Origin of the sequence: Pseudomonas sp. Sample_21, from assembly GCF_004307525.1 — a bacterium.
GTDB lineage: Bacteria > Pseudomonadota > Gammaproteobacteria > Pseudomonadales > Pseudomonadaceae > Aquipseudomonas > Aquipseudomonas atacamensis.
Genome location: NZ_RCNZ01000059.1, coordinates 290,525 through 308,855 on the forward strand (window position 1 = coordinate 290,525; position 18,331 = coordinate 308,855).

The 18,331-nt window shown below is 61.7% G+C and carries 14 protein-coding genes; 6 read left to right on the forward strand and 8 right to left on the reverse strand.

The genetic code is table 11. The annotated features are described in order from the left end of the window. Positions 1–42 precede the first annotated feature (42 nt). The 5 genes from aroB (at position 43) to hemE (ending at position 10,573) form a co-directional block, all read left to right on the forward strand. On the forward strand, positions 43–1,143 hold the full coding sequence (gene aroB / locus D8U71_RS09465) for a 3-dehydroquinate synthase (RefSeq protein WP_041477573.1): 1,101 nt from the start codon (positions 43–45) through the stop codon (positions 1,141–1,143). 10 nt (positions 1,144–1,153) lie between these two features. Further along, positions 1,154–2,740, forward strand: a complete 1,587-nt coding sequence (locus D8U71_RS09470) for an AAA family ATPase (protein ID WP_039756683.1) — start codon at positions 1,154–1,156, stop codon at positions 2,738–2,740. A 614-nt stretch (positions 2,741–3,354) separates the two neighbouring features. Next, a complete protein-coding gene (gltB, locus tag D8U71_RS09485) occupies positions 3,355–7,800 on the forward strand; it encodes a glutamate synthase large subunit (RefSeq protein ID WP_130887651.1) in 4,446 nt (1,481 codons plus the stop codon). Between the two features lie 33 nt (positions 7,801–7,833). Then, a complete protein-coding gene (locus D8U71_RS09490; RefSeq protein ID WP_007909438.1) occupies positions 7,834–9,252 on the forward strand; it encodes an FAD-dependent oxidoreductase in 1,419 nt (472 codons plus the stop codon). A gap of 253 nt (positions 9,253–9,505) precedes the next feature. Then, positions 9,506–10,573: a uroporphyrinogen decarboxylase gene (gene hemE, locus D8U71_RS09495; protein ID WP_016772044.1), complete on the forward strand. Its 1,068-nt coding sequence runs from the start codon at positions 9,506–9,508 to the stop codon at positions 10,571–10,573. A gap of 177 nt (positions 10,574–10,750) precedes the next feature. On the opposite strand, the gene D8U71_RS09500 is transcribed toward hemE, so the two are convergent. Continuing rightward, entirely contained in the window at positions 10,751–12,025 is a 1,275-nt protein-coding gene (locus D8U71_RS09500; RefSeq protein WP_130887652.1) for an MFS transporter, read from the reverse strand. 118 nt (positions 12,026–12,143) lie between these two features. On the opposite strand from D8U71_RS09500, the gene D8U71_RS09505 reads away from it, so the two are divergent. Further along, a complete protein-coding gene (locus D8U71_RS09505) occupies positions 12,144–13,046 on the forward strand; it encodes a LysR family transcriptional regulator (RefSeq protein ID WP_024011277.1) in 903 nt (300 codons plus the stop codon). A gap of 103 nt (positions 13,047–13,149) precedes the next feature. On the opposite strand, the gene D8U71_RS09510 is transcribed toward D8U71_RS09505, so the two are convergent. The 7 genes from D8U71_RS09510 to D8U71_RS09540 form a co-directional block, all read right to left on the reverse strand. Next, positions 13,150–13,587, reverse strand: a complete 438-nt coding sequence (locus tag D8U71_RS09510) for an excinuclease (RefSeq protein WP_125925753.1) — start codon at positions 13,585–13,587, stop codon at positions 13,150–13,152. 133 nt (positions 13,588–13,720) lie between these two features. After that, a complete protein-coding gene (locus D8U71_RS09515; protein WP_016772042.1) occupies positions 13,721–14,164 on the reverse strand; it encodes a hypothetical protein in 444 nt (147 codons plus the stop codon). Positions 14,165–14,193: 29 nt separating this feature from the next. Then, positions 14,194–15,420, reverse strand: a complete 1,227-nt coding sequence (locus tag D8U71_RS09520; RefSeq protein ID WP_130887653.1) for a beta-ketoacyl-ACP synthase — start codon at positions 15,418–15,420, stop codon at positions 14,194–14,196. Beyond that, positions 15,420–16,148 carry a 3-oxoacyl-ACP reductase FabG gene (gene fabG, locus D8U71_RS09525; RefSeq protein ID WP_130887654.1) on the reverse strand — a complete coding sequence of 243 codons (729 nt, stop codon included), beginning with the start codon at positions 16,146–16,148 and terminating at the stop codon, positions 15,420–15,422. The genes D8U71_RS09520 and fabG overlap by 1 nt, the downstream gene beginning before the upstream one ends. After that, positions 16,141–16,605, reverse strand: coding sequence for a hotdog family protein (locus D8U71_RS09530; protein WP_073471610.1), 465 nt, complete (start codon positions 16,603–16,605; stop codon positions 16,141–16,143). The genes fabG and D8U71_RS09530 overlap by 8 nt, the downstream gene beginning before the upstream one ends. Then, a complete protein-coding gene (locus D8U71_RS09535; RefSeq protein WP_130887655.1) occupies positions 16,602–17,798 on the reverse strand; it encodes a beta-ketoacyl-[acyl-carrier-protein] synthase family protein in 1,197 nt (398 codons plus the stop codon). The genes D8U71_RS09530 and D8U71_RS09535 overlap by 4 nt, the downstream gene beginning before the upstream one ends. After that, positions 17,795–18,268, reverse strand: a complete 474-nt coding sequence (locus D8U71_RS09540; protein ID WP_130887656.1) for a hypothetical protein — start codon at positions 18,266–18,268, stop codon at positions 17,795–17,797. The genes D8U71_RS09535 and D8U71_RS09540 overlap by 4 nt, the downstream gene beginning before the upstream one ends. Positions 18,269–18,331: the final 63 nt, after the last annotated feature.

Consider the following 18,331-nt stretch of genomic DNA (forward strand, 5'->3'; position numbering starts at 1 on the left):
TTCAGGGCAGGACGCCTGCTTCCATCTTCACTGTGGGGACACATGCAGACACTCAAGGTCGATCTAGGCGAGCGCAGCTACCCGATTCATATTGGCGAAGGTCTGTTGGATCAGCCGGAACTGCTGGCGCCGCATATCCACGGGCGGCAGGTGGCAATCATCTCCAACGAAACCGTCGCGCCGCTCTATCTCGAACGTCTGACCCGCAGCCTTGCGCAGTTCTCGGTGATCTCGGTGGTGTTGCCTGATGGCGAAGCCTTCAAGAACTGGGAAACCCTGCAACTGATTTTCGATGGTCTGCTGACCGCCCGTCATGACCGCCGCACCACCGTGATCGCCTTGGGCGGCGGGGTGATCGGCGACATGGCCGGTTTCGCTGCCGCCTGTTATCAGCGCGGTGTCGATTTCATCCAGATTCCTACCACGCTGCTGTCGCAGGTCGATTCCTCGGTCGGCGGCAAGACCGGCATCAACCATCCGCTGGGCAAGAACATGGTCGGCGCGTTCTATCAGCCGAACGTGGTGCTGATCGATACCGCATCGCTGAAAACCCTGCCGCAGCGCGAGCTGTCGGCGGGCCTGGCGGAAGTCATCAAGTACGGCCTGATCTGCGACGAACCATTCCTGACCTGGCTGGAAGAAAACGTTGACGCTCTGCGCGCGCTGGACCAGACCGCGCTGACCTATGCGATCGAGCGTTCTTGCGCGGCCAAGGCTGCGGTGGTCGGTGCCGATGAAAAGGAAACCGGCGTACGCGCCACGCTCAACCTCGGCCACACCTTTGGCCACGCCATCGAAACCCACATGGGCTATGGTGTCTGGCTGCATGGCGAGGCGGTGGCGGCTGGTACCGTGATGGCGCTGGAAATGTCCGCGCGCCTGGGCTGGATCAGCGAGCAGGAGCGTGATCGCGGCATTCGTCTGTTCCAGCGTGCCGGCTTGCCGGTCATTCCGCCTGAAGAGATGAGCGAAGCCGATTTTCTCCAACACATGGCAATTGATAAAAAAGTGATCGACGGTCGTCTGCGCCTGGTGCTGCTGCGCCGGATGGGCGAAGCGGTAGTGACCGACGATTATCCGAAAGAGGTTCTACAGGCCACGCTGGGAGCGGATTACCGCGCCCTGGCTCAGCTTAAAGGTTAAAAAGATTCCGATGACTAGTTTGCATGCCGACGAGGCGTTTCTCGGCCATTTCCAGTTAAGTCACGACCCGTTCGCGCCACGGGTGCCGGGCTTCAAATTCTTCCCGGCCCAGCGCAAACCGGTGCTGGGTCAACTGCATCATCTGGCGCGTTACAGCCAGTTGCTGCTGGTGGTCACCGGCCCACAGGGCAGCGGCAAGACCCTGCTGCGGCAAGCGCTCGTTGCCAGTACCAACAAGCAATCGGTGCAGAGCGTGGTGGTTTCCGCCCGTGGCGCCGGTGATGCGGCCGGCGTGCTGCGCCAGGTGGCGCAGGCGCTGGATGTCGCTCAGGCCGAAGTCGGTGCGATTCTTGAGCAGGTGGTGCAGCTGGGTCTGACCGGGCAGGAAGTCTATCTGCTCGTGGACGATGCCGAGCAGCTCGACGAGTCCGCGCTGGAAGCGTTGATGGCGCTCGGCGCCGGCACGCCGGAAGGTCGTCCGCATGTGTTCCTGTTCGGCGAGTCGTCGCTGATCGCTCAGCTCGAGGCGTTGCAGCTCGAAGAAGAGCGTTTCCACGTCATCGAATTGCAGCCGTACACCGAAGAAGAGACCCGCGAATATCTCGACCAGCGGCTGGAAGGCGCGGGCCGGGGTGTCGAACTTTTCACCGCAGATCAGATCTCTGATATTCACGAAAGCTCCGAGGGCTGGCCGGGCAACATCAACCAGGTCGCTCGCGATGCACTGATCGAAGTCATGATTGCCAGCCGCTCCGCGGTCAAGCGTCCAAGTATGGGGTTCAACATGCCGAAGAAACACGTATTGGCGATTTCCGCCGTCGTTGTGGTCGCGGTTGCCGCCGCCTGGCTGATGCCGGGTCGCAGCAAGGCACCGACCACCGGTGCTCCGGCCAATGAACAGGCGCAATTGCCATTGGGTCAGGGCGCAGCGAACGGCGCCAACCCGTCCGTCGAATTCGCCGGCAACACCCAGCCGATGCCGCTGCCATTGGTCGGCAACTCGCAGCCGGTCATGCGTGGCCCGCTGGCAGAAGCCGCCGGTGGCATTACCGAAGGCGACGACGGCGTGCCGCTGGAAGGCTCCAGCGATACGCCGCCGACCGTAACCACCTCCGCGCCGCCTGCTGGCGTTCCGGCCGGTCCTGCGCCGACACCGGTTCCGACTCCTGCCGCCAAACCGGCGCCAACCCCGGCACCGACGCAGATCGCCACGGCCAAGCCTGCTCCGGCCACCCCGGCGCCAGCTGCGAAACCGGCTCCTGCTCCGGCCAAGCCTGCCGACAAGCCGGTCACCGTGGCCAAGGCTGCCGGTGGCAGCTGGTACGCCGGTCAGCCGACCAGCAACTATGTCGTGCAGATCCTCGGCACCAGCTCGGAAACCGCTGCGCAGAACTTCGTCAAGGAGCAGGGCGGCGAGTACCGTTATTTCAAGAAAGTCCTCAATGGCAAGCCGCTTTACGTGATCACCTACGGCAACTTTGCCAATCGTGATGCGGCCGTTTCTGCCATCAAGGCCTTGCCAGCGAAGGTTCAGGCTGGTAAACCTTGGCCTCGCACTGTCGCCAGCGTCCAACAGGAACTGGCAACAACTCGCTGAAGATTCGGCGGCCTTACCCAGGCCGCCTCTCCAAGCACCTCAAAATTTCTACGAGTGCGCGCCGCCTCCAGGGACGGTTGGCGCTTGCTGACGACCGCGACGCCGCCCCATTTTTTGCTGGGCAAGGCGCGAGGAACGTAGTTTGGTTTTTCCAAATAAGTTCCGAGCAACGCTGCCCAGCGAAAAATGGGGCGCGTCCCTTCGGGTTGCGCGCCAACGTGTGCGAGGCTGCGTTGCGGGATTTGCCAAGGGAACAACCATTGGCAGCATCCCGCGCCTTGCCTCGCACACGTTGGCGTGCAACGCGGTTCGCCAGCAAGCGCCAACCGTCCCTGCGGCCGCGTGCCTTGTGGTGTCTGCGTCACAGTAGTCTTTGAGTCGTTGCGGTCAAAATTAAAAAAGTTTTGACTAGCACAGCAGATCGCTTTAAACCTTTCACAAATGCGACATGAATTTGCGACAGTTCGTCGTCAAATTTGTGAGCCTCTGTGTCGCTGTGTACAATGACCACCCTTTTGCCCCCGCTAAGCCGGCGTACGTTCGGCGCGGAACGCAAGTGGTTGAATTGAAAAGAAATTTGCCTCGAATAGAGGCAGCCTGGTGAGAAAGTGTCTATGAAAGCAGGTCTGTACCAACCAGATGAATTCAAGGATAACTGCGGTTTCGGCCTGATAGCTCATATGCAGGGCGAGCCCAGTCATACCCTTTTGCAAACGGCCATCGAGGCCCTGACCTGCATGACCCACCGCGGTGGGATTAATGCCGACGGCAAGACCGGTGACGGTTGCGGTCTGCTGATTCAAAAACCCGACGCCTTCCTGCGAGCCATTGCCCGGGAAAGCTTCGGCGTCGATATGCCCAAGCAATATGCCGTGGGCATGGTGTTCTTCAATCAGGATCCGGCCAAGGCCGAAGCCGCTCGCGAGAACATGAACCGCGAGATCCTCGCCGAAGGCCTGCAACTGATCGGCTGGCGCAAAGTGCCGATCGACACCAGCGTCCTCGGCCGCCTCGCCCTTGAACGCCTGCCGCAGATCGAGCAGGTCTACATCGGCGGCGAAGGCCTGAGCGATCAGGACATGGCGGTGAAGCTGTTCAGCGCCCGTCGCCGTTCGTCGGTGGCCAACGCCGCTGACACCGACCACTACATCTGCAGCTTTTCGCACAAGACCATCATCTATAAAGGCCTGATGATGCCGGCCGACCTGGCCGCGTTCTATCCAGACCTGAGTGACGAGCGCCTGCAAACCGCAATCTGCGTGTTCCACCAGCGCTTCTCTACCAACACCCTGCCGAAATGGCCGCTGGCGCAGCCGTTCCGCTTCCTCGCCCACAACGGCGAGATCAACACCATCACCGGTAACCGCAACTGGGCGCAGGCCCGGCGGACCAAGTTCACCAATGATCTGATGGATCTGGAAGAGCTCGGCCCGCTGGTCAACCGCGTCGGTTCCGACTCCTCGAGCATGGACAACATGCTCGAACTGATGGTCACCGGCGGCATCGACCTGTTCCGTGGCGTGCGCATGATCATTCCGCCAGCGTGGCAGAACGTCGAAACCATGGACCCGGATCTGCGTGCGTTCTACGAGTACAACTCGATGCACATGGAGCCGTGGGACGGCCCGGCCGGCGTGGTAATGACCGACGGTCGCTACGCGGTGTGCCTGCTCGACCGTAACGGTCTGCGTCCGGCGCGCTGGGTCACCACCAAGAACGGTTTCATCACCCTCGCCTCGGAAATCGGCGTGTGGAACTACCAGCCCGAAGACGTGCTCGCCAAGGGTCGCGTCGGCCCTGGCCAGATCTTCGCCGTGGACACCGAAACCGGGCAGATCCTCGATACCGATGCGATCGACAACCGTCTGAAATCCCGTCATCCGTACAAGCAATGGCTGCGCAAGAATGCCCTGCGCATTCAGGCGACCATGGAAGACAACGACCACGGTTCGGCTTTCTACGACGTCGATCAGCTCAAGCAGTACATGAAGATGTATCAGGTCACGTTCGAGGAGCGTGATCAGGTGCTGCGTCCGCTCGGCGAGCAAGGTTACGAAGCCGTGGGTTCGATGGGCGACGACACGCCGATGGCTGTGCTGTCCCAGCGTGTACGCACGCCGTACGACTATTTCCGCCAGCAGTTCGCGCAGGTCACCAACCCGCCGATCGACCCGCTGCGTGAAGCGATCGTGATGTCGCTGGAAATCTGCCTCGGTGCCGAGCGCAACATTTTCCAGGAGTCGCCGGAACACGCCTCGCGCGTGATCCTCAGCTCGCCAGTGATCTCGCCGGCCAAGTGGCGCTCGCTGATGAATCTGGACCGTCCGGGTTTCGCACGGGCGATCATCGACCTCAACTACGACGAAAGCCTCGGCCTCGAAGCGGCGATCCGCAACGTTGCCGATCAGGCTGAAGAAGCCGTGCGCGCCGGGCGTACCCAGATCGTCCTCAGCGACCGCCATATCGCCCCGGGCAAGCTGCCGATCCACGCTTCGCTGGCGACCGGTGCCGTGCACCACCGCCTGACCGAGAAGGGCCTGCGTTGCGATTCCAACATCCTCGTGGAAACCGCCACTGCACGCGATCCGCACCACTTCGCCGTGCTGATCGGTTTCGGCGCCTCGGCGGTGTATCCGTTCCTGGCCTACGAAGTATTGGGCGATCTGATCCGAACCGGTGAAGTCCTGGGCGACCTCTACGAGGTGTTCAAGAACTACCGCAAGGGCATCACCAAAGGCCTGCTCAAGATCCTGTCGAAGATGGGTATCTCGACCATCGCTTCGTACCGTGGTGCGCAGCTGTTCGAGGCCATTGGTCTGTCTGAAGAAGTCTGCGAGCTGAGCTTCCGTGGCGTGCCGAGCCGGATCAAGGGCGCGCGTTTCGTCGACATCGAAGCCGAGCAGAAAGCGCTCGCCGTCGAAGCCTGGAGTCCGCGCAAGCCGATCCAGCAGGGCGGTCTGCTGAAGTTCGTCCACGGTGGCGAATATCACGCCTACAACCCGGACGTGGTCAACACCCTGCAAGCCGCTGTGCAGCAGGGCGACTACGCCAAGTTCAAGGAATACACCTCGCTGGTGGACAACCGTCCGGTGTCGATGATTCGCGACCTGTTCAAGGTCAAGACCCTCGACACCCCGCTGGACATCAGTGAAGTCGAGCCGCTGGAATCGGTGCTCAAGCGCTTCGACTCCGCCGGTATCTCGCTGGGCGCACTGTCGCCGGAAGCTCACGAAGCCCTGGCCGAAGCCATGAACCGCCTCGGTGCGCGTTCCAACTCCGGCGAAGGTGGTGAAGATCCGGCGCGTTACGGCACCATCAAGAGTTCGAAAATCAAGCAGGTCGCGACTGGCCGTTTCGGTGTAACCCCGGAATACCTGGTCAACGCCGAAGTGCTGCAGATCAAGGTCGCCCAAGGCGCCAAGCCGGGCGAGGGCGGGCAACTGCCGGGCGGCAAGGTCAACGGGCTGATCGCCAAGCTGCGTTACGCAGTGCCGGGCGTGACCCTGATTTCGCCACCGCCGCACCACGACATCTATTCGATCGAAGATTTGTCGCAGTTGATCTTTGACTTGAAGCAGGTCAACCCGCAGGCGCTGGTTTCGGTGAAGCTGGTAGCAGAAGCGGGCGTCGGCACCATCGCCGCCGGTGTGGCCAAGGCCTATGCCGACCTGATCACCATTTCCGGCTACGACGGTGGCACCGGTGCTTCGCCGCTGACCTCGATCAAATACGCAGGCGCACCGTGGGAACTCGGCCTGGCTGAAACCCACCAGACCCTGCGCGGCAACGACCTGCGCGGCAAAGTCCGGGTGCAGACCGACGGTGGCCTGAAAACCGGTCTCGACGTGATCAAGGCCGCGATCCTTGGCGCCGAGAGCTTCGGCTTCGGTACCGCGCCGATGATCGCACTGGGCTGCAAATACCTGCGCATCTGCCATCTGAACAACTGCGCCACTGGCGTCGCGACGCAGAACGAGAAACTGCGCAAGGATCACTACATCGGCACCGTCGACATGGTGGTGAATTTCTTCACCTACGTCGCCGAAGAAACCCGTGAGTGGCTGGCCAAACTGGGTGTGCGCTCCCTCGAAGAGCTGATCGGTCGCACTGATCTGCTGGAAATCCTCGAAGGCCAGACCGCCAAGCAACATCACCTGGACCTGACGCCGCTGTTGGGCAGCGATCACATCCCGGCGGACAAACCGCAGTTCTGCGGCGTTGAGCGCAACCCGCCGTTCGACAAAGGTCTGCTCGCGGAGAAGATGGTCGAGCTGGCCTCGTCGGCGATCAACGACCTCAGCGGTGCTGAGTTTGAGCTGGATATCTGCAACTGCGACCGTTCGATCGGCGCCCGAATCTCCGGCGAAATCGCGCGCAAGCACGGCAACCAGGGCATGGCCAAGGCGCCGATCACCTTCCGTTTCAAAGGCACGGCCGGGCAGAGCTTCGGTGTGTGGAACGCTGGCGGTCTGAACATGTACCTGGAAGGCGACGCCAACGACTACGTCGGCAAAGGCATGACCGGTGGCAAGCTGGTCATCGTGCCGCCGAAGGGCAGCGTTTATAAGACTCAGGAAAGCGCCATCATCGGCAACACCTGCCTGTACGGCGCCACTGGCGGCAAGTTGTTCGCCGCCGGCACCGCAGGCGAGCGTTTCGCCGTGCGTAACTCCGGTGCCCACACCGTCGTGGAAGGCACTGGCGATCACTGCTGCGAGTACATGACCGGTGGTTTCGTCTGCGTGCTGGGCAAGACCGGTTACAACTTCGGCTCTGGCATGACCGGTGGTTTCGCCTACGTGCTTGATCAGAACAACACCTTCGTTGACCGGGTCAATCACGAACTGGTGGAAATCCAGCGGATCAGCGGCGAGGCGATGGAAGCCTATCGCAGCCACCTGCAGAACGTGCTGAACGAGTACGTCGCCGAAACCGACAGCGAGTGGGGTCGTGAACTCGCCGAGAACCTCGACGATTACTTGCGGCGTTTCTGGTTGGTCAAGCCCAAGGCTGCCAGCTTGAAAACCCTGCTTTCCAGCACTCGTGCCAACCCGCAGTGATATGCGCCTGAAGAGTTTGATGAGGTTTTAACAATGGCTGAACGTCTGAATAACGACTTCCAGTTCATCGATGTCGGGCGCAAGGATCCGAAGAAGAAACTGTTGCGTCAACGCAAGAAAGAGTTCGTTGAAATCTACGAGCCGTTCAAACCCCAGCAGTCGGCCGATCAGGCCCACCGCTGCCTGGGTTGCGGCAACCCGTATTGCGAATGGAAGTGCCCGGTGCACAACTTCATTCCCAACTGGCTCAAATTGGTGGCCGAGGGCAACATCCTTCAGGCCGCCGAGCTGTCGCACCAGACCAACACCCTGCCGGAAGTCTGCGGCCGGGTGTGCCCGCAGGATCGTCTGTGCGAGGGTGCCTGCACCCTCAACGACGGCTTCGGCGCGGTGACCATCGGTTCGGTCGAGAAGTACATCACCGACACCGCGTTCGCCATGGGCTGGCGCCCTGACATGTCTAAGGTCAAGCCGACCGGCAAACGCGTGGCGATCATCGGCGCAGGCCCGGCGGGTCTTGGTTGTGCCGACGTGCTGGTGCGTGGCGGCGTGACCCCGGTGGTATTCGACAAGAACCCGGAAATCGGTGGCCTGCTGACCTTCGGCATCCCCGAGTTCAAGCTGGAAAAGACCGTGCTGAGCAATCGTCGCGAAGTCTTCACCGGCATGGGCATCGAGTTCCGTCTCAACACCGAAGTCGGCAAAGACGTGACCATGGAACAACTGCTCGCCGAGTACGATGCGGTGTTCATGGGCATGGGCACCTACACCTACATGAAGGGCGGCTTTGCCGGTGAGGACCTGCCGGGCGTTTATGACGCGCTGGACTTCCTCATCGCCAACGTCAATCGCAACCTGGGCTTTGAAAAGTCGCCGGAAGATTTCGTCGACATGAAAGGCAAGAAGGTTGTGGTGCTCGGCGGCGGCGACACGGCGATGGACTGCAATCGCACCTCGATCCGTCAGGGCGCCAAGTCGGTGACCTGCGCTTATCGTCGTGACGAAGCGAACATGCCCGGCTCGCGCAAAGAGGTGAAGAACGCCAAGGAAGAAGGCGTGAAATTCCTCTACAACCGCCAGCCGATCGCCATCGTCGGTGAAGACAAGGTCGAAGGCGTGAAGGTGGTCGAGACCCGTCTCGGCGAGCCGGACGCCCGTGGCCGTCGTAGCCCCGAGCCGATCCCGGGTTCCGAAGAGATCATCCCGGCCGACGCCGTGGTCATCGCCTTCGGCTTCCGTCCGAGCCCGGCGCCGTGGTTCGAACAGTTCGAGATCCAGACCGACAGCCAGGGCCGCGTTGTTGCGCCCGAGCAAGGTCAGTACAAGCACCAGACCAGCAACCCGAAAATCTTCGCCGGTGGCGACATGGTGCGCGGTTCCGACCTGGTGGTGACGGCGATCTTTGAAGGGCGCAATGCGGCTGAAGGGATCCTCGATTACCTGGGTGTCTAACCCCGGCGCCTGAGCCAAACGCAATACTCCTGTGGGAGCGAGCCTGCTCGCGAAAGCGGTCTGTCAGCCAACTTCAATGTTGGATGTGCCGGCCTCTTCGCGAGCAGGCTCGCTCCCACAGTTGTTTTAGGGTGTTGCGGAAAATCGTGTCCCAGCGCGACAAATTGACCCGATAGACAAAAGGCTGACCCACATCCGTGCCTTTTGCCTCGCGCTCTGAGAAAATGCCCGCACTTTTTTTCCGGATGCCGACATGACTGCCCTGAAGAACGACCGTTTCCTCCGCGCCCTGCTCAAGCAACCCGTTGACGTCACCCCTGTGTGGATGATGCGCCAGGCCGGTCGCTACCTGCCGGAGTACCGCGCCAGCCGCGCCCATGCCGGCGACTTCATGAGCCTGTGCATGAATCCGGAGTTCGCCTGCGAAGTCACCCTGCAACCGCTCGACCGCTACCCGCAACTGGACGCGGCGATCCTGTTTTCCGACATCCTTACCATTCCCGATGCCATGGGCCAGGGCCTGTACTTCGAGACCGGTGAAGGCCCGCGCTTCAAAAAAGTTGTCAGCACCCTGGCCGACATCGAAGCCCTGCCGATCCCGGATCCGCACAAAGACCTCGGCTACGTGATGGACGCGGTCAGCACCATCCGTCGCGAGCTGAACGGACGTGTGCCGCTGATCGGTTTCTCCGGCAGCCCGTGGACCCTCGCCACTTACATGGTTGAAGGCGGCTCGTCGAAAGACTTCCGCAAGACCAAGGCGATGCTTTACGACAACCCGCAAGCCATGCACCTGTTGCTCGACAAATTGGCGCAATCGGTGACTTCGTACCTCAATGGCCAGATCATGGCCGGTGCGCAAGCGGTGCAGATCTTCGATACCTGGGGCGGCAACCTGTCGGCGGCGGCGTATCAGGAATTCTCCCTGGCCTACATGAAGAAAATCGTCAGCGGCCTTATCCGCGAGAACGACGGACGCAAAGTGCCAGTGATTCTGTTCACCAAGAACGGCGGCCTGTGGCTGGAAAGCATCGCCGAAGCCGGCGCCGACGCCCTCGGCCTTGACTGGACCTGCGACATCGGCAACGCCCGCGCCCGTGTCGGCGACAAGGTCGCGCTGCAAGGCAACATGGACCCGACCGTGCTCTACGCCAAACCGGAAGCGATCCGCACTGAAGTCGGGCGCATCCTCGCCAGCTACGGCAAGGGCAGCGGCCACGTGTTCAACCTTGGCCACGGCATCACGCCGGAAGTCGATCCGGAACATGCCGGCGCGTTCCTGCGTGCGGTGCATGAGCTGTCGGCGCAGTATCACGAGTGATCAGCGCCCAATAAAAAACGCCCGGCCAAATGCCGGGCGTTTTCTTTTGCACGGTCTAATGTCGTACCCAAATCAACTGTGGGAGCGAGCCTGCTCGCGAAAGCGGTGTGTCATTCAACACTGATGTTGCCTCACACAGTGCATTCGCGAGCAGGCTCGCTCCCACAGGGATTTATCTCAGGCTTTGACACCCTGCAACGGCGGCAACTTCGCCAACTTCAACGCCACCAGCAGGGCAATCAGCAACAACGCACCAATGAACAGGCCGATGCCATTCCACCCACCCAGATGCCAGAACACCCCGCCCGCCGTCCCGGCAATGCTCGAACCGGCGTAATAACTGAACAGATACAGCGACGACGCCTGACCCTTGGCGGTCAACGCGCGCCGGCCGATCCAGCTGCTCGCCACCGAGTGCGCGGCGAAGAAGCCGAAGGTGAACACCAGCATGCCGACGATCACCAGCAACAACGAGGTGAACATGGTCAGTGCCAGTCCGGCGAACATCAGTGCAATGGTCGCCCAGAGCACTTTGCGTCGCCCCAGCTTGTCCGCCAAAGAACCGATTTTCGCCGAGCTGTAGATCCCCGACAGATACACCACCGAGAGCAATCCGACAAATACCTGATCGAGGTTGTACGGCGCCGCCAGCAAGCGGTAGCCGATGTAGTTGAACAGCGTGACAAACGCGCCCATCAGCACAAACGCTTCAAGAAACAGTAGCGGCAGGCCGGCGTCGCGAAAGTGCATGGTGAAGCCGTCGAGCAGGCTGCGCGGGTGCAGCGAGCGAGCGCGGAAGTTGCGCGACTTCGGGAGGATCTTCCAGAACACCGCCGCTGCGATCAGCGCCAGACCGCCGATCACCAGCATCGCCGTGTGCCAGCTGACGAAGTCGATCAGCACGCCGGTGATCAAGCGTCCGCTCATCCCGCCGATCGCGTTGCCGCCGATGTACAAACCCATTGCCAGGCCGATGTGCTGTGGATGGATTTCTTCGCTCAGATAGGTCATCGCCACCGCTGCCAGGCCGCTCAATGACAGGCCGATCAATGCGCGCATGATCAGCACGCCTTGCCAGCTCGGCATCATCGAACTGGCGATGGTGCACAACGCGGCAGCGAACAGTGCGGCGACCATCACCGGTTTACGGCCGATGCGGTCGGAAATCGGCCCGGTGATCAGCAGACCGAAGGCCAACATGCCGGTCGCCACCGAGAGGATCAGGCTGCTCTGCGCCGCGTTGATCCCGTATTCGTGGGACAGCAGCGGCATCATCGGTTGCACGCAATAGAGCAGCGCGAACGTCGCAAAGCCGCCACAGAATAGTGCCAGCACCGTGCGCATGAAGGCCGGCGTGCCTTTTTCGATGTAGATCTCCTGCAGCTCGGCGAGGGCATCGTCGTCGGCTGCGGGCGGGATTTCGTGGGCAAGGGGCGCGACAGCAGTTTTCACTTCAGACCTCGGAAAGCACAGCCGGGCAGGCAATGAAAAAATCATATAGCTGGCTAATGTTTCTATCCAATATATTGTTCGACCTGTTTGATAGCTTCAGCGACCTAATGGTAATCCTATGGAACTGCGTCATCTGCGTTACTTCATCGCCGTCGCCGAAGAACTGCATTTTGGCCGGGCCGCACAGGTGCTGGGCATCTCCCAGCCACCGCTGAGCCAGCAGATTCAGGCGCTGGAGCAACAGCTCGGCGCGCGCTTGTTCGAACGGACCAATCGTCGGGTGGAATTGAGCGAGGCGGGCAGGTTGTTTCTGCAGGAGGCGCGGCTGGTGCTGGCACAAGTCGACAAGGCAGCGGATGTCGCCCGCCGTGCGCAACTTGGCGAGCTGGGTGAGTTGAAGATTGGCTTCACCTCGTCTGCACCGTTCAACTCGACCATTCCGCAGGCGATTTTTTCCTTTCGTCAGCGCTTTCCGGCGGTGCATCTGAATCTGCGCGAAATGAGCAGCACCATGGTCGCCGATGCCTTGGTGGACGAGTCGATCGAGGTGGGCATCATGCGCCCGCTCGGATTGCCGGATTCACTGAGTGTTGTGGAGTTGATGCGCGAGCCATTGGTGGCGGTGCTCAGTTCCAAGCATCCGTTGGCCCAAGGCAGCGACGAAGGCCTGTTTCTCTCGGCGCTGGCGCTGGAACCGTTCGTGTTTTTTCCGCGCAGTTATGGCAGCGGGCTCTATGCACAACTGCTCAGTCTGGCCCGTGATGCCGGCTTCAGCCCGCACTTTGCCCAAGAGGCTGGCGAGGCGATGACCATCATCGGTCTGGTCGCAGCGGGCCTCGGTGTGTCAGTGCTGCCAGCGTCCTACCAACGCATGCGCATCGACGGCGTGGTCTACCGCCCGTTGCTCGATCCCGAAGCGATTTCGGCGGTGTGGCTGGTGCAGCGCAAAGATCAGAAATCACCGATGGCCAAGGCGTTTGTCGAACTGCTGACGCGCAAGGTTGAGCCTCTGACGGTGTGAAGGCCGCTGGCGCTTTCGCGAGCAGGCTCGCTCCCACAGGGAAACGCATTCCAAGGTGGGAGCGAGCCTGCTCGCGAAGGCGTCGGCCCAAACATCACAGATTTCAGGGCAACCGCACCAAATCCCCCTTCAACGCCACCCGCGTGACAAATATCCCCGCCCGGCACTCGTACGTATTCAAATCCTTGCGCACATGCTGGTCGTAGTAACTGACGATATTGACCACTGCATTCGCCCCGACCCGCTTGGCATCAGCCTGCAATTTGATCAGATTCGACTGCAACACCCATTCACACGAAGCCTGATCGCTCTTGTTGAAGCCGTTGGTTTTCAAATCACTGACCACCCCTCGGCGCAGCAACTGCTGAGTGCCCTGCGGCCCGTTGCCGATCAGGTAGAACTTCACACTGCCATCCAGCCGACCGGCGCGAATCGCGTCCGACAGCACGGTTTCGAAAGGCATGTACATGAGGTTGGTGGCATGGCTGGCACTGGGCAGTAGCGCGAAAAGCGCTGCGGCGATCAGGGCTTTCACTTGCATGGTCATCTCCTTTGACGGTGAAAGAGACTGCGAGGGCAGGTTACGGTGCTGCGACCTGCATCAGCGAGTGTAGATGCTGTTCAATCAGCGCAAAAAAAGGGCGCCAAACGGCGCCCTTTGTCATTTCTGGCGTTTACTGAACCTTCGCCAGATCACCCTTCAGCGCAACGCCCGCCATGATCGCGCCGGCGTGGCATTCGTAGGTTTGCGCGTCCTTGCGCTCGTTGCGCTTGTAGAAGCTGACGATGTTGGTCACGGCGTTGGCGCCGGCGTTCTTCGCGGCCTGGTGCAGGCTGATGATTGCCGATTGGGCGACCCATTCGCAGGCGACTTCGTCGGACTTGTTGAAGGCGTTGGTTTTCTTGTTGGTCACGGCGTCGGGGCTGACCACGGTGACTTTGCCGGCCGGGGTGTTGCCGGCCAGATAGAATTTCACACTGCCATCGATCTTGCCGGAGCGGGTGGCTTCGGCGACGGCTTTGTCGAATGGCAGGTAGACCGCCGTGTCGCGGGCCTGGCTGATCGCTGGCAGGGCGCAGAGCAGCAGGGTGACGGCGGCGAGTTTGTTGAAGTGCATGTAGGTCTCCTTGACCTGGATTGATTCGGTTATGCCCAGCGGCGGAAGATCAACGAAGTGTTGACGCCACCGAAAGCGAAATTGTTGTTCATCACGTAGTCGTGATGCATCTGACGAAACTCGCCGCGCAGGTAATCGAGCTTGCCGCAGTGCGGGTCGACCTCGTCGAGGTTGAAGGTGTGCACATAGCGGTCGCTGTTGAGCATCTCGATGCTGAACCATGATTCCAGTGCACCGCAGGCGCCGAGGGTGTGGCCGAGGAAACTCTTCTGCGAACTGATCGGCATGTGTTCGCCGAACAGGCTGCTGGTGGCCAGGGTTTCGGCGATGTCGCCCTGTTCAGTCGCGGTGCCGTGGCCGTTCACATAGCCGATGGCGTCCGGGGTGAGGCCGGCATCTTCCAGGGCCAGCTCCATGGCGCGGCGCATCGTGAGCTGTTCCGGGCGGGTGGTGTGCTGGCCGTCGGCGTTGCTGCCGAAACCGACGATTTCCGCGTGAATGTGCGCGCCACGGGCGAGGGCGTGTTCCAGCTCCTCAAGCACCAGCATGCCGCCACCTTCACCAATCACCAGACCGTCGCGGCCCTTATCGTACGGGCGAGGGCTGGTCTGGGGTGCATCGTTTTTCAGGCTGGTGGCGTAGAGCGCGTCGAACACCATGGCTTCGGTCGGGCAGAGTTCTTCGGCGCCGCCGGCGAGCATCAACGGCAGGCGGCCGAACTTGATTGCTTCGTAGGCGTAGCCGATGCCCTGGCTGCCGCTGGTGCAGGCGCTGGAGGTGGGGATCAGGCGCCCGGTGAGGCCGAAGAAAATGCTGATATTGGCGGCGGTGGTGTGCGGCATCATCCGCACATAGGAGTTGGCGTTGAGGCCCTCGGCCACCGAGTTGAGCAGCATGTTGCCGAACGCTTTGATTTCGTCAGTGCTGCCCGTGGACGAACCACAAGCGACGCCCATGCGCCCGTCCTTGATCGATTCGTCACCGAGCAGGCCAGCATCGGCCAGAGCCCTTTCTGCTGCGCCGACCGCCAGTCGCGAAACCCGGCCCATGCTGCGCAATTGCTTGCGGGTCCAGTGCGACGGTACGAGAAAGTCATCGATAGGCCCGGCCAGACGCGTGTTCAGCTCAGTGAAGCGATCCCACTCGTCCATGCGACGAATGCCGCTGCGATTGGCCGCGAAATTGCCGGCAATGGTCGGCCAGTCGCTGCCCAGCGAGGTGATGCCGGCCATGCCGGTGACGACGACGCGCTTCATCAGCACAGGCCTCCGTTGACCGCCAGCACCTGGCGGGTGATGTACGAGGCTTCCGCCGACATCAGGAAATTCACCGCAGCGGCCACTTCCTCAGGGGTGCCCATGCGTTGCGCGGGGATCATTTTCATCAGTTCCTCCACCGGCACGTTTTCGTCGAGCATGGCCGTGTCGATCAGGCCAGGGGCGACGCAGTTAACCGTAATTTTGCGCTTGCCCAGCTCGATCGCCAACGCCTTTGCGGCACCGATTACGCCGGCCTTCGAGGCGCTGTAATTGACCTGGCCACGGTTGCCGATCAGGCCCGATACCGAGGTGATGCAGACGATGCGCCCGGCGGCGCGACGACGGATCATCGGCATCATCACCGGGTGCAGAACGTTGTAGAAACCGTCGAGGTTGGTGCGCAGGACCACGTCCCAATCGTCATCGCTCAGCGCCGGAAACGCGCCGTCGCGGGTCAGCCCGGCGTTGAGCACCACGCCGTAATAGGCACCGTGATTTTCGACATCGGCTTCGAGAATGCTTTTGCAGGCTTCGCGGTCGGCGACGTCGAATTGCAGGATGCGTGCGCGGCGGCCCAGCGCTTCGATTTCGGCCTGCACCGCTTGGGCTTCGGTCATGCCGCTGCGGCAATGCAGGACGACGTCATGCCCGGCTTGCGCCAGACGCAAGGCAATGGCGCGGCCGATGCCACGGCTGGAGCCGGTGACCAGTACGGATTCAGTCATCGTGCGACTCCTTTGTCTGTTGCAGATATTGGTTGGCTTGTGGCGGACGGAACACGTTCAGCCGGGCGCTGGCATGAATGCCGTCGCCGTGGATGTGACATTCGAATACGCCCATGCCGTTGTCGTCTTCCAGTGAGCGCAGGCCATGGATGGTCAGCTCGCTGCCGGGCGCAAAGGCTTCGACGTTGCACTCGAATTTGCGCGTGCCGAGGAGAAAGCCCAGCTCCGGCGGATTGCCTTTTTGCCGGGCGTGGCAACCGGCGAAAGCGGCGACGCTCTGCGCCATCAGCTCGACGCCGACCCACGCCGGCAGGCTGCCGTCGGGCAGGTTGAACAGGCCATCGGGCTTGACCGTCAGGCGGGTGAAAATCTGCTCGTCATCGAAGCGCTCGATGGCGTCGATCAGGATCATGTCGCCGGCATGCGGCAGCAGTTCGGCGAGCGGCCAGTGGCTCATGGTGCGTCTCCGATAATCAGACTGACGTTGTTGCCGCCGAAGGCAAACGAGTTGCTCATCAGGTAGCGCGGTGCAATGGACGTCAGGCGCTCGCTCGCGGTCACCCACTTGAGCGGCGGCAGCGCGGGATCGGCCTGGCCGTCCCAGATGTGTGGCGGCAACGCCTGTTCAGGGTTTTCGGCACTCAGGCTCAGCCAGCAGAACGCCGCTTCCAGCGCGCCGGCCGCGCCGAGGGTGTGACCGGTCAGCGGTTTGGTCGACGAGCAGGCGACGCCTTGAGGAAACAGCGCCGCGACCGCCAGACTTTCCATCGCGTCGTTGTGCTGGGTCGCGGTGCCGTGCAGGTTCAGGTAGTTGATTTGCCCGGCTTGCAGATGCGCGCGGCCAAGGGCTTTCTGCATCGCTTGCAGAGCGCCGCGACCGCTCGGCTCCGGTGCGGAAATATGGTGCGCATCGGAGCTCGCGCCCGTCCCCAGCAGGGCGATTCCCGGGCCTTCGCCGCGCTGTTTGCTCATCACGAACAGCACCGCTGCTTCGCCGATATTGATGCCGTTGCGGTTGGCGGAAAACGGATTGCAGCGTTCATCTGAAACGGCTTCCAGCGAAGAGAAACCGTTCAGCGTGAGCTTGCACAGACTGTCGACGCCGCCGCACAGTACCGCGTCGCACAGGCCCAGATCGAGCAGGCGCTGGGCGCTCATCAGCGCGCGGGCGCTGGAGGTACAGGCGGTGGAAATCACGTAGACCGGGCCGCTCAGTTGCAGCCATTCGGCGAGAAAATTCGCCGGGGCGCCGAGTTCCTGCTGGCGATAGTCGTACTCGCGAGGAAATTGCTGTTCGCGGATGTAATGCGCCAGACCCCGGCTGGCCTCGTCGATACCCGAGGTGCTGGTGCCTAGCACCACGCCTATGCGCTCGCGGCCGAAGGTCTGGATCGCACGATCGATGTCGGCTCGAATCTGCAGCGCGGCTTCCAGCAGCAGCTGATTGTTGCGACTGCTGTGCTCGATCAGTTCGGCCGGGATCGGCGCCAACTCACCGTGCACGCCGGCGACAGGCAGCTCACGTTCGGCGACCCAACCGGACTCGCGGCGCATGCCCGAACAGTCGCCGGCAAACAGATTGCGCGCGACTTCAGACTTGTCGCGGCCCAGGGCGCAGATCACGCCGAGGGCATTCAGGTAAGCGGTCATGGCGTCGATTCACCTAACTGGGAAACGCGATAGTGCGGGCCTTGGGGCAGATTCAATTGGAAGCTCAACGGTTGTGAATAGCGGATGTTCCAGCGCGCCGGCAGTGAACGCTGATCGGCCTGTTGCCGGGCGTCGGGATAATTGCGCAGCAGTTCGGCGGAAGGCGTCAAAGCGAACAGCAATGCGGCGAACAGCTCCCGCGCTTCCGGGTTCGGTGGCAGCAGACCGTCGGCCTGCCAATGCCCGTCGATCAGTTGCTGGCGGGCCTGGGGAATGCCCAGCGGATCCATCATCGACCAACGCGTGCCGGCGCCTTCGCGCTGGATCACCAGCAGCCAGTCCTGACGCTGCCCGGCTTGCTCGCGTTCGATGTGCAGTTGCAGCGGCAGAGGCAGCGTCGGGTTGGCCGCTGGTAGCGGTGGCTGGCTGGTGCAGGCGCTGAGCAGCAGGGCTGACAAAACGATCACCATCCATGCAGCAAACCCTGTGGGAGCGAGCCTGCTCGCGAATGCAATCTGACATTCGCCACCTTT